15 protein-coding genes are annotated in these 15789 nt (G+C 40.2%); all 15 read right to left on the bottom strand.

Features of this window, described 5'->3' with window-relative positions; genetic code table 11:
* Window positions 1-94 precede the first annotated feature (94 nt).
* Window positions 95-1120 carry an L-threonylcarbamoyladenylate synthase gene (locus tag IEV74_RS18750; protein ID WP_188456889.1) on the bottom strand — a complete coding sequence of 342 codons (1026 nt, stop codon included), beginning with the start codon at window positions 1118-1120 and terminating at the stop codon, window positions 95-97.
* A gap of 297 nt (window positions 1121-1417) precedes the next feature.
* Complete coding sequence (locus IEV74_RS18745) at window positions 1418-1819, bottom strand: GNAT family N-acetyltransferase (protein WP_188456888.1); 402 nt, start codon at window positions 1817-1819, stop codon at window positions 1418-1420.
* A gap of 58 nt (window positions 1820-1877) precedes the next feature.
* Window positions 1878-2513 (bottom strand): stage II sporulation protein R, encoded by a 636-nt coding sequence (spoIIR, locus tag IEV74_RS18740; RefSeq protein WP_188456887.1) that lies wholly within the window; start codon window positions 2511-2513, stop codon window positions 1878-1880.
* Between the two features lie 69 nt (window positions 2514-2582).
* Window positions 2583-3449, bottom strand: a complete 867-nt coding sequence (prmC, locus tag IEV74_RS18735; RefSeq protein ID WP_188456886.1) for a peptide chain release factor N(5)-glutamine methyltransferase — start codon at window positions 3447-3449, stop codon at window positions 2583-2585.
* 1 nt (window position 3450) lies between these two features.
* The gene (prfA, locus tag IEV74_RS18730; protein WP_188456885.1) at window positions 3451-4521 is read right to left on the bottom strand and encodes a peptide chain release factor 1; all 1071 of its coding nucleotides are present in this window, start codon (window positions 4519-4521) and stop codon (window positions 3451-3453) included.
* Window positions 4522-4785: 264 nt separating this feature from the next.
* Complete coding sequence (locus IEV74_RS18725; RefSeq protein ID WP_188456884.1) at window positions 4786-5406, bottom strand: thymidine kinase; 621 nt, start codon at window positions 5404-5406, stop codon at window positions 4786-4788.
* A 403-nt stretch (window positions 5407-5809) separates the two neighbouring features.
* Window positions 5810-6055, bottom strand: coding sequence for a type B 50S ribosomal protein L31 (locus IEV74_RS18720; protein WP_188456883.1), 246 nt, complete (start codon window positions 6053-6055; stop codon window positions 5810-5812).
* Between the two features lie 174 nt (window positions 6056-6229).
* The gene (gene rho, locus IEV74_RS18715) at window positions 6230-7513 is read right to left on the bottom strand and encodes a transcription termination factor Rho (protein WP_188456882.1); all 1284 of its coding nucleotides are present in this window, start codon (window positions 7511-7513) and stop codon (window positions 6230-6232) included.
* 381 nt (window positions 7514-7894) lie between these two features.
* Window positions 7895-8866 carry a class II fructose-bisphosphatase gene (gene glpX, locus IEV74_RS18710; protein ID WP_188456881.1) on the bottom strand — a complete coding sequence of 324 codons (972 nt, stop codon included), beginning with the start codon at window positions 8864-8866 and terminating at the stop codon, window positions 7895-7897.
* A 183-nt stretch (window positions 8867-9049) separates the two neighbouring features.
* Complete coding sequence (murA, locus tag IEV74_RS18705) at window positions 9050-10336, bottom strand: UDP-N-acetylglucosamine 1-carboxyvinyltransferase (protein WP_188456880.1); 1287 nt, start codon at window positions 10334-10336, stop codon at window positions 9050-9052.
* 401 nt (window positions 10337-10737) lie between these two features.
* Window positions 10738-11379, bottom strand: coding sequence for a fructose-6-phosphate aldolase (gene fsa, locus IEV74_RS18700; protein ID WP_188456879.1), 642 nt, complete (start codon window positions 11377-11379; stop codon window positions 10738-10740).
* Window positions 11380-11491: 112 nt separating this feature from the next.
* Window positions 11492-12349 (bottom strand): class II fructose-bisphosphate aldolase, encoded by an 858-nt coding sequence (locus IEV74_RS18695; protein ID WP_188456878.1) that lies wholly within the window; start codon window positions 12347-12349, stop codon window positions 11492-11494.
* 258 nt (window positions 12350-12607) lie between these two features.
* Complete coding sequence (locus IEV74_RS18690; protein ID WP_188456877.1) at window positions 12608-12967, bottom strand: response regulator; 360 nt, start codon at window positions 12965-12967, stop codon at window positions 12608-12610.
* 287 nt (window positions 12968-13254) lie between these two features.
* Complete coding sequence (gene pyrG / locus IEV74_RS18685; RefSeq protein WP_188456876.1) at window positions 13255-14856, bottom strand: CTP synthase; 1602 nt, start codon at window positions 14854-14856, stop codon at window positions 13255-13257.
* 261 nt (window positions 14857-15117) lie between these two features.
* A complete protein-coding gene (gene rpoE / locus IEV74_RS18680) occupies window positions 15118-15669 on the bottom strand; it encodes a DNA-directed RNA polymerase subunit delta (RefSeq protein ID WP_188456875.1) in 552 nt (183 codons plus the stop codon).
* Window positions 15670-15789 lie beyond the last annotated feature (120 nt).

Genomic DNA, 15789 nt, shown 5'->3' with positions numbered 1-15789 from the left:
ATGGTAATGTAAAATTTTTACATATATAATATTTATTTACAGTTATGCAACGCTAGTGGGTCTGACCCCTTGTCCCGTGCCCCCTTGTCCTACTCTATTTTCCAGGTACATATACACTTGCAGCTTTTTTCAGCCGATTCATTATGGCTTGGCCAATACCTTGTTCGGGGAACGTTTCACATAGAATAAGGTCAATGTCACCTTCTTTAAAGGTCCTTAGTGCATCATAGAGATTTGCTGCTATTTCATTTAGGGACTGCTTGGAACCAAGCGATATAACCTTGTCAGCACGTATGCTTGCGGCTGTTTCGGTGCTTGCCATGACACCTATTCGCTGTACCTTCCCCCTTTGTTCATCAACGACATTCTGAAGTGAACCTTCAACTAGCCATAAAGGAACTTCTGGTGCATAATGTTTATATTTCATCCCTGGTGCTTTCGGTTTATCTCCAGTGTTGGCTAGTGCAGGGTCGACCATGACAGATCCAATTACCTCTTCCAGCTGTTCCCTTGTCACCCCTCCTGGACGCAGGATAATTGGAATCTCCTGCGTGCAGTCAATTACAGTTGATTCAACACCTACACCAGTTGGACCGCCATCCAGCACTCCAGCTATTTTGCCTTCCAGATCTGACCATACATGTCCCGCTGTTGTCGGACTAGGTTTCCCTGACGTGTTGGCGCTAGGTGCAGCAATTGGTAAATCACATTGCTGAAGTAATTCCTGTGCAACTGGATGACTAGGCATGCGGACACCAATTGTGGACAATCCAGCCGTTACATTGGTTGCACACACACCATTGCTCGGTAAAACATATGTTAACGGACCTGGTGAAAATTGGTCGATTAGTTTTTCCGCAACTGGAGGCAATATACTTACTAGCTTTTTCAGTTGTTCCTTAGTGGCAACATGGGCAATTAATGGATTATCTGCTGGACGGCCTTTTGCTGCAAAAATACCCGCTACCGCTGTTTCATTAGTCGCATCAGCCCCTAATCCATAGACTGTTTCTGTCGGAAATGCTACTGTTGATCCACTTTTTAATAGCTCTGCCGCTTCATTTATTGCCTGCTTGCCATTGATATTATCGTTTATATTCCATCGTTTTGTTAAAAACATTTTCTCAGTACCTCTTTTCTACCAATAATTCTAGTCTATGGCAGACATTCATGCAATTTTATACACTTATCCACAACACGTAACCCGTTTTCAGCATAAAAACAAAAAAGCCTTCTGGATATTATCCACAGACAGTTGATAAATAAGCCTTCTATTTTTATCATTCATACATCCCAAAACAATTGAAACACATGTACTTAAACAGGTTTTCCACATAACTATTCACAGGTATATTTTTTACTAACAAGTTTCCAACAGGTTACTCACAACATTCTGTGGATAACCTGTGAATATAGGCTACGATACACTGTATGTCCACCAATTCCCATGATCTCTTGGATGTTTATCCACGAATGTGCTTTGTTTTTGCGGATGAAACTGCAGTGCTTCCAATAAGACGTCAACCATTGGCTGATGGCTGTGCACATAGACACTTCTTGCATTTCGCTCTTTTGCTAAAGCCAGGATAGCTTCTAAAAGGATAGGAAGCGATGGTGCTGCTTGCTTTGTAACATGCAGCTGCTTTAGCCAATATACACCTTCAGATTCTTGCTCTAGGATAAAACAGCCTTCTATGTTTTCATTTACCACCACTACATATCCATTTTGCAATAGTGCCTGTTTGTCAACATCCTGATTGTTTGCTAAAAATAGTTCCACTTGTCTTTTCGGCGCGTGACGTGTTGAAATTAATTTCATATTTATCACCTCTACTATTATTGATAGATTCCTAGCTTCATGTTCTATTTCTACCATCCTATGCTTTAAATATGAAATCTATAACCGATTCAATCCATTCAAATAGAAAAAATTTCACTTCAACCTCGTCATCCTGTTTCACCTTTTCCACATTTGCTATCTCCATGTCCTTGTCAGCTGCTGATGCTACACTCGTACCATTGGAGAAATCCAAGAAGCATAGTGGCGGGAAAAGGACACACCACCAGTTGGCGCCTTTGCCTTTACCAAGCGTAATTAATACTGCTTCGTATTCACCAGCCGGGTATAAAAAGGATCCATATAATTTGGCAGGAAAGGATACGTTTTTACCATATTCAACTTGAAACTCACTGTCCACATTCTCACGTCCCAGCGTACTTGCTACTATTTGCTTAATTTCAGGCAATTGCGCTTGAATAACTTTGCGGGCTTCGTTAATGTCTGCAATATCCTTTACCCATTTTGTTATCGATTCATTCACTTCATCCCGGACGATGCGTTTTATTCTCTGATCCTCGTCTTTATCACTATTTGCTAATATCCGGAGACGAATTGCTTCATCGGGAATAACTTGATAGCCTGCTTCTGAATTAGCTTGTTGCGTAACACCTTGAATTGGTATGGATAAAAAAATAATAAAAAATATGAATACAAAAAATACTAGTTTCCTCATCGTCCAAACCCTCTTTTCCTTTGATTTACAAACAGTATGGTCAGTGGACGATATTTTTAAACTAGTATTCTAGTAATTTTTAATTTTGGCTGTGATGATGCGATCTTTTTTGTTGATGTCCTGATGGATTTGGACTTCACTTTCCGGGAACTTTTCCTTCAAAAGAGTTTTTACCGCTTCTCCTTGCTGATAACCGATTTCAAAGGCTGCATAAGCATCCTCTTTTAGAACCTGAGGCAGATTGGCAATGATTTGTTTATAAGCTGCCAACCCATTTTCTTCGGCAAACAATGCAAGTTCGGGATCGAATGCCTTAACCGTGTCTTGCATGATCGCCGCGTCCTCCCTAGCAATATAAGGCGGGTTTGAGACGATAATATCTGCTTTTATCTTGTTGTGGATAAGTGGCTGTAATAAATCACCTTGTAAAAATGTTATCTTAGAATGAAGCTGTTTTGCGTTATTTTTTGCAACATTAAGTGCGTCTTTTGAAATATCTGTCGCATAAACCGTGGCATTCTCAAGCTCCAGTGCAAGTGTTGCTGCAATGATTCCGCTTCCCGTCCCAATATCAGCAATGGTTATGGGCTTACCTGCTAGCTTAGCAAGCTTTATAACATGCTGAACCAGCTCTTCGGTTTCCGGTCTTGGAATTAAAACATGCTTATTTACTGCAAATGTTCGGCCGTAAAACATTTCGCAGCCAGTCAAGTGCTGGATTGGAATTCCCGTTTCCGCATGCTCTTTGATCGCTTTCTGGAATTCCTGGACAATCTCATTGGGTACCGGTTCTCGCATCGTCATGAAAAAATGGGACCTGGTAACATTTAAATAATGCTGTAAAAGCAATTCAGCAACCCTTGTTTCGCGATTATGTTTTTCTAAAAAAAGAGAAGCCCACTGCAGGACTTCGTATTGTTTCATTGGTTTATCCATATTATTCACCAATTTGCTCTAATTTTTTTGCTTGTTCTTCCATAAGTAATGCGTCAATAATTTCATCCAATTTGCCAGTTAAAATTTGATCAAGCTTTTGAATGGTTAAATTGATACGATGGTCTGTTACACGGTTTTGCGGGAAATTGTACGTGCGAATACGTTCAGAACGGTCACCAGTTCCAACAGCAGACTTTCTTGTTTCATCATATTCGGCACGTGCCTCTTGCTGGAATTTATCATAAATGCGCGCGCGCAAAACCTTCATCGCCTTTTCCTTATTTTTGATTTGCGATTTTTCATCTTGAATCGATACAACAATCCCAGTCGGTTCATGGGTTAAACGAACAGCCGACATCGTTGTATTTACACTTTGGCCACCTGGACCGCTTGATGCAAACGTATCTACCCGAATGTCTTTGTCATGTACCTCAACTTCGACATCTTCCGTTTCCGGTAAAACAGCTACCGTTGCTGTTGATGTATGAATTCTTCCGCCAGACTCTGTTTCCGGAACACGCTGAACACGATGGGCACCATTTTCATATTTTAATTTCGAATAGGCACCGGTACCATTAATCATGAAAATAATCTCTTTGTAGCCGCCAACACCTGTTGAACTAGCTTCAAGAACCTCTGTCTTCCAGTTGTATGTCTCAGCATAACGGGAATACATGCGGTACAAATCACCAGCGAACAATGCTGCCTCATCACCGCCGGCAGCCCCGCGAATTTCCACAATAACGTTCTTGTCATCGTTCGGATCCTTAGGCAGGAGCAGCACTTTCATTTTCTCCTCAAGGTCTTCCTTGCTTTCACTAAGTTCTGTGATTTCACTTTTTACCATCTCATACATTTCATCATCAAGATTATCCTCAAGCATTGCCTTTGCATCTTTTAATTGTGTTGTAACCTCTTTATATTCACGAAAAGCCTGAACAACATCCTCCAGACCAGCTTGCTCCTTTGAGTACTCACGCAATTTATTCGTATCACTGATAACTTCAGGATCACTTAGCAATTCATTTAATTTATCATAACGATCTTCTAGCGTCTGTAAACGGTCTAACACCACGGTCACCTCTTTTTCGATTAACAGTACAATTATAGTATACTCAGGTTTGTTGGTCAAAGTTAAGTTTTTTGGGTAGCAGGCCTCGCTGGCGATGGCAATTTACATTAGTGCTGGGCTTTGTGCGTCTTCAGCGGTTTTGTGTTTTATCAGCGCTTATGCTGTGTCTGTCGGCGGCTTTCCATCATACTATCAGCGAAACAAAAAACAGCACCATCCCCGTTGCCTATATTAACGAAAAAGAGCACCACAACGGCGCTCCTGCTACTTCGATATTTTGGCCAAGCTTTGCAAGATCTTATTGCTTGGTTTATTTGGCACCTCATGATGATGGCGGCATCTTGGCTCATATGATTCGGATGCACCAACCAAAATAATTGGGTCATCGTAGGAAGCAGGTTTCCCATTAATTAAGCGTTGGGTTCTGCTTGCTGGTGATCCGCAGACCGGGCAAATTGCGTTTAATTTAGTTACAGATTCACTTAAGGCCATTAACTTTGGCATTGGACCGAATGGCTCTCCACGAAAATCTGTATCGAGACCAGCGATGATTACGCGGATTCCCTGATTCGCAAGCTCGTCCGCAACCTCAACGATATTTTCATCAAAAAATTGAACCTCATCAATTCCGATAATATCTATACTTGCATCAATATGCTCTAAAATCTCATCTGAACTGTTTACAGGGCGGGCTACTGTTGATGAACCGTTGTGTGATACAACAGATTCATCATCATATCTATTATCAATTGCAGGTTTAAATACACGCACTGTTAAATTTCCGTATGTTGCTCGGCGGACGCGACGGATAAGCTCCTCTGACTTTCCGGAAAACATGCTGCCGCAAATAACTTCCACCCAGCCGCTTTGTTTCATAACATACATGAACGGGCCTCTCCCTTCACAGTTTGTACTGTATGTATATAGTAATTAGTTTAACATTAATTTGGACTTAATATGGCAATTTTAAAAGTAAAAAAACAGGCAACGTCTAGACAATTTGCCTGTTTTTACTAATTTGTTCAAATAAGCGGCCTTAAGCTTACTAATTCAGCTTCGGCTTTCAGAAGCTGCCGTCATAAGCAATTGACACTCCATACGCGAAAAACACGCGTTTTACGGTCACTTGCTTATGCGGTCGCCCCTAACCGGTCGGCTCCACTTTTTATTAATCCAGTTCCGCCTCCCAGGGGCTCGCGTCATAAGCAATTGACACTTCAAACGCGAAAAACACGCGTTTTACGGTCACTTGCTTATGCGGTCGCCCCTAACCGGTCGGCTCCACTTTTTATTTCATATTATATTTCTTCTTGAATCGGTCTACACGGCCGCCGACTTTGTCTGCTTTTTGCTTACCTGTGTAGAATGGGTGTGAATCTGAAGAGATTTCAACACGGATCAATGGGTATGTGTTGCCATCTTCCCACTCAATTGTTTCTTCAGAGTTTTGGGTAGATCCACTCAAGAATTTAAAGTCTGAGCTAGTATCTAGAAATACAACTTTTCTGTATTCTGGATGAATATCCTTTTTCATGTCTTTCCACTCCTTTTTGCCCTGAGTCCCTTGGAAACAGAGTTATTGTAAGAGCCGTCATAGGTTGATATACCTTATCTAAACTCACATAAAGAGATTATACCAGTGCTCGCAAATGAATGCAATAGCAGATATCTATTTTCCACCGTTTACTTTCAGGTCCGTAACATTTGTTTACCTTTTCGTTCCGCGGCGTTTCATATCCTCGTCCATTTGCTGGAAAAACTCTTCATTATTTTTCGAAGCTTTTAATCGTTTCAGGAAGCGATCAAGAAAATCGTGTGAATCCTGCATCGTTTTACGGATTGCCCAGATTTTATCAAGATGCGATTTTGGAACAAGTAATTCCTCTTTTCGAGTACCTGAACGCAAAATATCGATTGCCGGGAAAATTCTTCGTTCTGCAAGACTGCGGTCAAGATGCAATTCCATATTACCTGTACCTTTGAATTCCTCATAGATCACATCGTCCATACGCGATCCAGTATCAACCAGTGCTGTGGCCAGGATGGTAAAACTTCCACCCTCTTCAATATTTCGTGCAGCACCGAAAAAGCGCTTTGGTCTGTGGAATGCAGCCGGGTCAATACCACCTGATAAGGTTCTTCCACTTGGCGGAATTACTAAGTTATAAGCACGTGCCAGGCGTGTAATACTATCCATTAGCACGATAACATCACGTTTATGCTCAACCAGGCGCATCGCACGTTCGAGCACAAGCTCTGAAACCTTAATATGGCTTTCAGGTACCTCATCAAAGGTTGAACTAACGACATCAACATCTGGATGTACGGATCTCTCGATATCGGTTACTTCCTCAGGCCGCTCGTCTACTAACAAAATAATTAGTTTAGCTTGCGGATGATTTGCCGATATACTATTTGCAATTTCTGTCAAAAGCATTGTTTTACCAGCTTTTGGCGGTGCAACAATCAGACCGCGCTGCCCAAATCCAACTGGTGTCATTAAATCAATAATTCTTGTCGATAGATTCTTTTTGCCTTCCCGTTCCAAATTCATTAACCGATCAGGATAAAGTGCCGTCAATGCTGGAAAATGGACACGCTCTTTTGCAGTTTCCGGGTCATCCCCATTAACAGCATCCACATGCAATAAGCCATAATAGCGCTCATTCTCTTTAGGTGGCCGAACCTTCCCTGAAACCTTATCACCATTTCGCAAATCAAAACGGCGAATTTGTGATGCAGAGATATAAATGTCCTCTGCACTTGGTGAGTAATTAATCGGTCTTAGGAAACCAAATCCTTCAGATGGAATAATTTCCAAAATACCATCCATAAATAAATAACCGTCTTTTTCCGCTTGCGCCTTTAAAATAGCAAAAATAAGTTCACGTTTGGTTAGCTTTGCATAGTATGATACTTTAAATTCCTTTGCCAATGCATAAATTTCTTTTAATGTGAGTGTCTCTAAGTGAGAAATTGTTAATGCTGCCATTCAATTCACCACGCCTATTCTTATTTACATCTTTCCTTATTACAAAAAGATATGTTTGATTTATTTTGTTAAAAGTTTCATTGATTTGTTTAATTTCGAATTGGAGTATATTGCCCGCCTGCAACTATGAAAGCAATACCATTGTTATGCTTGCGTTTTTCACTTCTTATACTGAAGGTAATTCCTTTGAAGAAATGAAGAAAGTTTAGGAAGCTAGAATAGAAGTTTTTATATATGTAATTATATTAACCATTCTTTACTTTTATTAAACATCTACAATATTACCTGTTTCAATGATAATATTCAACACTATTTTTTTCTAGGATTCTAGTAATAGAGAAGGAAGCCAGTTTTGCATGGCTCCCCTCTATTATGTTGGATTTATTCAGGTTTAATCACGAGGTTAGGTTTTTTCTGAAGACTGTGATCGCCATCAATAAAACGGACTGTTCCACTCTTCGCACGCATGACAACCGTTTGCGTTGTTGCTTTCGAGCCTTTAAATTGGACACCCTTTAACAATTCGCCATCCGTTACACCTGTAGCTGCGAAAATAGCGTCATCACCGCCGCAGAAGTCATCCATATATAGCACCTTATCAAAATCGTCTATCCCCATTTTTTTACAGCGTTCTCTTTCATCATCGTTTGATGGGATAAGCTTTCCTTGCAATTCTCCACCAAGACATTTTAATGCTACTGCTGACAATACTCCTTCAGGTGCACCGCCAATTCCAAAAAGTATATCAACACCTGTATCGTCAAATGCCGTGTTCATTGCTGCAGCTACATCACCATCCTGAATGAGTTTAATTCGCGCTCCTGCATCACGAATTTCTTCAATGATTTTAGCATGGCGCGGACGGTCTAACAAAATTGCAACAACGTCCTCAATATTTTTATTTTTTGCCTTGGCCACCGCCTGAAGGTTTTCAAGTGTTGAAGCATTTATATCCACTTTCCCAACTGCTTCCGGACCTACAGCTAGTTTTTGCATGTACATATCTGGGGCGTGAAGCAATTTCTTATGGTCAGCAATGGCAATTACTGCTAAAGCATTCCAAGTACCCTGCGCAACGATATTTGTTCCTTCCAAGGGATCTACTGCTACATCTACTTCTGGACCCTGGCCAGTGCCAAGCTTCTCACCAATATACAGCATTGGTGCTTCATCCATTTCGCCTTCCCCGATAACTACTGTACCCTGCATTGGGATTGTATCAAAAACATCACGCATTGCAGATGTTGCGGCATCATCAGCTTCGTCCTTCTTGCCTCTTCCCATCCAGCGAGCTGACTTAAGTGCTGCTGCCTCTGTTACGCGAACTAATTCCATTGTTAAACTTCTTTCCATGGTTACTCTCTCCTTTTATGTTGAAAATAGCCTCATCCCATGGAATTGCAAGTGAAAGGACCTATATTGCAAAAACTCACGCAATGGACCTGTAAGATGGTCCACCTATCGTCTTGTCCTGCATCTGGTTTCCCTCAACATGCTGAATCTGAAAAGCGTAGCGGATTACCGCCTCTATTTATGTTAAGAATTCTGAAATTGCTCTATTTCTCTATCTGTCATTTCTTCGCGCCAAATAGTTGCTCCAAGACCAATTAGTTTGTCAGTAATTTTTTCATAACCCCGGTCAATATGCTCCAGGCCAGTTATTTCCGTAACTCCATTAGCCATTAATCCCGCTATAATGAGTGCTGCACCTGCACGTAAATCAGATGCCTTTACTTTTGCACCCTCTAACTGAACAGGACCTGAAACAATTGCAGAACCACCTTCAACCTTAATAATAGCATTCATTCGCCTTAACTCATCAATATGCTTTAAACGAGCGGAATAAATGGTATCTGTAACGACACCTGTATTCATAGCCTTGGTCAGCAATGTTGTAAAAGGCTGTTGAAGGTCTGTTGGGAAACCTGGATATACCAATGTTTTGATATCGACACTTTTCAAAGGATTTTTTGACGCGATCAGGAGCTGCTCATCGCTTTCCTGAACGGTTACTCCCATTTCACGTAATTTTGCAAGCAGTGACTCCAAATGCTGTGGAATCACATTATCGATTACGACCTCGTTTCCAGCGGCCGCTGCAGCGATAGCATAGGTCCCTGCCTCAATTCGATCAGGAATAATCGTATGACGGCAGCCATGTAAAGATGGAACCCCTTCAATTCGAATTACATCGGTTCCCACACCTTTAATTTTAGCACCCATATTTGTCAGCAATGTTGCAACATCAATAATTTCCGGTTCTTTAGCGGCGTTTTCAATAACTGTTTTGCCTTTTGCCTTTACTGCGGCAAGCATTATATTAATGGTTGCACCCACACTTACCACATCCAAATAGATTCTTGCACCAGTGAGCTCCTCCGCTCGGATGTAAATCGCACCTTGCTCATTCGTTACCTGTGCGCCTAGTGCTTCAAATCCTTTAATGTGCTGGTCAATTGGACGAGGACCTAAATGGCACCCGCCTGGAAGGCCAATTACGGCTTGTTTAAACTTTCCGAGCATTGCTCCCATAAAATAATAGGATGCACGCAGTTTTTTTACTTTTCCGTTCGGTAACGGCATGGAAATCATATGCTCTGGATCAATATGTACCGTTTGTCCATCCCACGATACTTTTCCGCCTATTTCTTCGAGTAAATCACCAAGTGTATAAACATCAGAGATTTCTGGCAGTCCTTCAATGGTAACATTTGAATCAGCTAAAATTGCGGCAGGTAATAATGCAACAGCGCTGTTTTTTGCCCCGCTGACTCGCACTTTACCATTTAAAAGTCGACCGCCTTCTACTAACATTTTCTGCATTTGGAATACCTCGCTTTTTGAGGTTGCTCAAAACAATATATTGAGCACACATCTATGATTGTCAGGAAAATATTTAAGCGAAAAGTTGTGTAACCGTTCAACTCCGCTTTTGTTCATCTAGCTCCGGCTCCTAGTAGCTGCCCGCATAAGCAATGGACTCTTCAAGCGTGAAAGACCACACGCTTTTCGGTCCCTTGCTTACGCGTCCGCTTCTGACCAGTCGCCTCCGCTTTTGTTTCATCTAGCTCCGGCTCCTAGTAGCTGCCCGCGTAAGCAATGGACTCTTCAAGCGTGAAAGTTCGCACGCTTTTCGGCCCCTTGCTTACGCGTCCGCTTCTGACCAGTCGCCTCCGCTTTTGTTTTTATCTTGCACAATTTTTCCAGTTTCATGCAAGGGAATTTTACTTTTTGCTGTTCCAATCTGAAAGAAATTTTTCAATTCCTTGATCTGTTAGTGGGTGTTTTACAAGTTGTTCAAGTACTTTGTATGGAATTGTTGCAATGTGTGCACCGTTTAGTGCAGCATCAATAACATGCAGTGGATGTCTAATAGATGCCGCAATGATTTCTGATTGAATACCATGCCGGTCAAAAATTTCAGCAATAGTTGAGACTAATGTCATTCCATCTTGACCGATGTCATCTAACCGACCTATAAATGGAGATACATATGTTGCACCTGCACGAGCTGCCAATAATGCTTGATTCGCATTAAAAATTAACGTTACATTCGTTTTAATGTTAAGGTCACTGAATGCTTTAACAGCTTTTAATCCTTCTAGAGTCATTGGAACTTTAACCGTAATATTCGGTGCGATTGCGGCAAGTTCTTTCCCTTCTCTAATCATTCCCTCCGCGTCTTCCGAAATAACCTCTGCACTGACAGATCCTGAAACTTCCTCGGTGATTTCCGTTAAACGCTCATGAAAGGATATCCCTTCCTTAGCAACCAGACTTGGATTTGTTGTAACACCGGCCAGGACCCCAAGTGCATTTGCAGAACGGATTTCATCAATATTTGCAGTATCAATAAAAAATTTCATAGAAAAAAATCCTCTCTTCTCTACATATATTATTAAAAGTTAATAATAGAAGTCAGAATAAGAAAAGCTATAACTGACTGTTTCTCATTCCAACCTCTTCTATCATCCTATTTTATGCTTGGTTAGATGAACCAAATTCGCGCATTTTGCCGATTACAGTTTCTTTTATCGCGTCACGACTTGGACCTAAATATTTTCTTGGATCGTATACATCTGGTTTTTCATTTAAAACTTCACGTACTTTCTTCGCCTGGGCAATTTGATTTTCTGTATTTACATTTATTTTTGCCGTACCTAAGGAGATTGAATGCTTGATGTCCTTTGTAGGGATTCCTGTTCCACCATGCAATACTAGAGGAAGTTCAATTGTTTTTGAAATTTCTTCCATCTCAGAAAAACCTAGGTTTGGTTCTCCTTTGTATGGTCCATGAACAGAACCAAGTGCCGGTGCTAAACAATCAATTCCCGTTTGATTAACAAGTTCCAAGCATTCTTTTGGATCTGCGTAAATAACGCCATCAGCTATAACGTCGTCTTCTTGTCCGCCAACAGTGCCAAGTTCTGCCTCAACTGATACACCATGAATATGAGCGAGTTCAACAACTTTTTTTGTTAATGCAATGTTTTCTTCTAATGGATCATGTGATGCATCGATCATTACCGATGTAAATCCTGCATGAATTGCTTGTGCACATTTTTCAAAGCTTGAGCCATGGTCTAAATGAATGGCTACCGGCACGGTTGTACCATATTCATCCATTAATGCTTTAACCATTGCTACAACAACTTTAAATCCACCCATATATTTCCCAGCGCCTTCTGAAACACCAAGAATAACTGGTGACTTCTCTTCTTCAGCAGCCTGGAGTATCGCTTGAGCGTATTCCATATTATTTAAATTGAATTGTCCAACTGCATAGCCATTTTCTTTCCCTTTTTCTAGCATTTCTTTCATAGATACTAATGGCATTACAAATCCTCCTCTTAGATGAAACCAGAATCATCCGTCAAAATTAATTAATCTACAAGTATAAGAATACCAACTAGTGAATAAAGGCGCAAGAACTAAAGCCATGTGTGCAGGAATGACGTGTTTATATAACCGTACGAGCAAGATAAAATCCCCTGGCAAATGCCCACTAACCTGAAATGGTTATGAAAAAATCCATGATAAGAAAAAGCAAATGTGATCTATTCTAGATGGATGAAGGTCCACCTGGAATAACATTTACTTTAATAGTTTTTTTACTAATGTACATACATCTAGAATATTAAATGGTTTTGCAAGGATTTCTTTAACTATGCTGAATTTATCCTTTTCACGAATAATATCCTCTGCCAAACCGCTCATTAATATAGCTGGAATCGCTATCTCTTCTTGTTCCATTTGGTGTAATACCTGTGATCCGTCAATAATCGGCAATTTGTAATCAAGCATAATTAAATCGAAAGGATTATTATGTATTTTATCCAAAGCTTCTTTTCCTGTTTTTGCTGTTGTCACCTTGTAGCCTTCGCTTGTGAAAATTTCATGTAATAGTAATCGTATTCCTGGTTGATCGTCAACAACTAATATCTCTTTTTTCATAGAATACAACCTTCCCCTTATCCGCTTCATAAAATTTCCTAATTATACACAAATTCTATGTAAATCTATAAAATTCCTTCTTTTTAGAGAACATATCTCAAAAATATATTAAATTTGAGACTTTTTGCCGAATTAATTGGCTATTTCATACTTTTATTCTTTGAATTTCGTGTATAGATGCTACCTAAGTGATAGGATATTATACATAATTTATAAGGGTAATTTCTATCTTTTGTACTAATAAATAAGGGACCCGCATCCAAATTTGGATTGGGTCCCTCGTAATATTATTGCTGATGTTTTACAACAGCTCCTACGAAACCTGCGAATAGACGCTGAGGATTTGTAGGACGTGATTTGAATTCTGGATGGAACTGGCAGGCAACAAACCAAGGATGTTCCGTAATTTCGATAGTTTCTACTAATCGTCCATCAGGGCTTGTACCTGAGAATGTTAGACCATTTGCCGCCATTTGTTCACGGTAATCATTGTTAAATTCATAACGATGACGATGGCGTTCGTACACTAAGTCTTCACCATATGCAGCTTTAGTTTTAGTTCCATCTTTTAATTTGCAAGGGTAAACCCCAAGTCTTAACGTTCCGCCGAGGTCTGAAATATTCTTCTGCTCCGGCAATAAATCAATTATTGGATGGGCTGTACTTGGATCAATTTCTGCTGAATGTGCACCTTTTAATCCCATTACATTGCGAGCAAATTCAACCGTTGCAAGCTGCATACCAAGGCAAATACCGAAAAACGGCACATTGTTTTCACGAGCGTATCGTATTGCCTCAATTTTCCCCTCAATTCCACGATCACCAAATCCGCCGGGCACTAAAATTCCATCAACTTGTTCAAGCTCTTGCTTAATTGTTTCCTTGTCTAATTTTTCCGCATTGATCCAGTGGATGTCGATATCTGCATCATAATCAAAGCCTGCATGCTTCAAAGATTCGACAACAGAAATATACGCGTCAGGAAGTTCGACATATTTTCCAACGAGACCGATTTTGACAGTATTGGAAAGGTTTCTAACTTTTGAAACCAATTCACTCCATTCTTCCATATCTGCTGGCTTGCAGTCCAATCCAAAATGATCACAAGTTAATTGATCCAGGTTTTGTTCCTGCAGTGAGATTGGAACTTGATAAAGTGTGTCGGCATCACGCATTTCAATAACCGCTTGTTCATTAATATCGCAGAACAATGCTATTTTCTCTTTCATATCTTTACTGATTGGTAATTCTGTCCGTAATACGATAGCGTCAGGCTGAATACCTAACGAACGTAATTCTTTTACACTATGCTGTGTCGGTTTCGTTTTCATTTCACCAGCTGCCTTAATGTATGGCACAAGTGTACAATGAATATACATGACATGGTCGCGGCCGATATCGCTTTTAATTTGACGAATAGCCTCAAGGAATGGCAATGATTCAATATCTCCAACAGTACCGCCGATTTCAGTAATAACAGCATCTGCCTTCGTTTCCTGTCCAGCACGAAATACTTGTTCCTTAATTTCGTTCGTAATGTGCGGAATAACTTGTACTGTACCACCAAGATAGTCCCCGCGGCGTTCTTTTTTAATAACGCTCGAGTATACTTTACCCGTTGTGATATTGCTGTATTTATTCAAATTTATATCGGTAAAACGTTCATAATGCCCTAAATCCAAATCTGTTTCCGCACCATCTTCCGTTACGAAAACTTCTCCATGCTGGTATGGACTCATTGTTCCCGGGTCCACATTGATATATGGATCGAACTTTTGAATGGTTACTTTAAGCCCGCGGTTTTTTAATAATCTGCCAAGCGATGCCGCCGTAATACCTTTTCCTAATGATGAAACTACACCGCCTGTTACAAAAATATACTTTGTCACTGCCTATCCCTCTTTCTTCTCTATGAAATAAATATACTTTTTAAAAGCGATAATCACCCTTTAATCTGTGTAAATCGGCTTTTATTTAAACGTGGGTTATGCATAAGAAAACCATCAACAACCAGTGCAAGCTGCTGGAATACTTTCTGACTAAAAAAGAAAAGCGCTCCCCCACAAAAGGGGGAACGCTTTGTTACGAATAAATTTAAAGAGCCCAATAAAAATTGTACTCATTTGGATTAGAAAAGTCAAGACCGCACATTACTTATTGTCTTCTTCCTCTTCATAGTCCTCATCTTCATCATCGCCATATTCTTCATCGTCATCTTCATAGGATTCATCATCGTCTATTTCATCGATTTCGTCATCAAATTCTTCGTCGAATCCATCATTTTCATCATCGTCTTCTTTGAAGTTACCTGTCAGCACTTCAATATCATCATCATCAATTTCAAGTTCTTCCTCCGCCTCGAAAGTTTCCTCTTTTTTCGGTGCCTTTTTCTTCGGTGCCTTTTTCTTCTTTTTCTTTGGTACAGCGGTTATTTCCTCGTCAATTTGCTCAACAGGGTACCAGCGTTTTAACCCCCACATGTTTGAGCCAATAGTCATGAAATGTCCATTAATATTTAAGTCTGTATAGAACTGTGCAATATTATCATGCTTTTCTTCTTCATTAAATCCTTTGAGCTCAGCAATTTTTTCATAAATATCTTTAAAATTAAGAGCCTTTTTTTCTTCCAATAAAATTAAATTTGCCAAATCAATCATTGACATTTTTGAGATTTCTTCGTGGCTATAGTTATTCAAGCTCACGGCACCGCACTCCCTTTACTTGTTAATTAAGGCTTTTTTCGGCCTGCTGTTATATTTTTTATAATTACAATTGCTATAAGTACTATTATTAACAGATTCCATTGTAAACCATACCATTCA

Source organism: Virgibacillus oceani, from assembly GCF_014638995.1.
In the GTDB taxonomy this organism is placed as follows: Bacteria; Bacillota; Bacilli; order Bacillales; family Amphibacillaceae; genus Virgibacillus_E; species Virgibacillus_E oceani.
The sequence above is the reverse complement of the archived record's forward strand: the minus strand, read 5'-3'. Positions and strand labels throughout refer to the sequence as shown.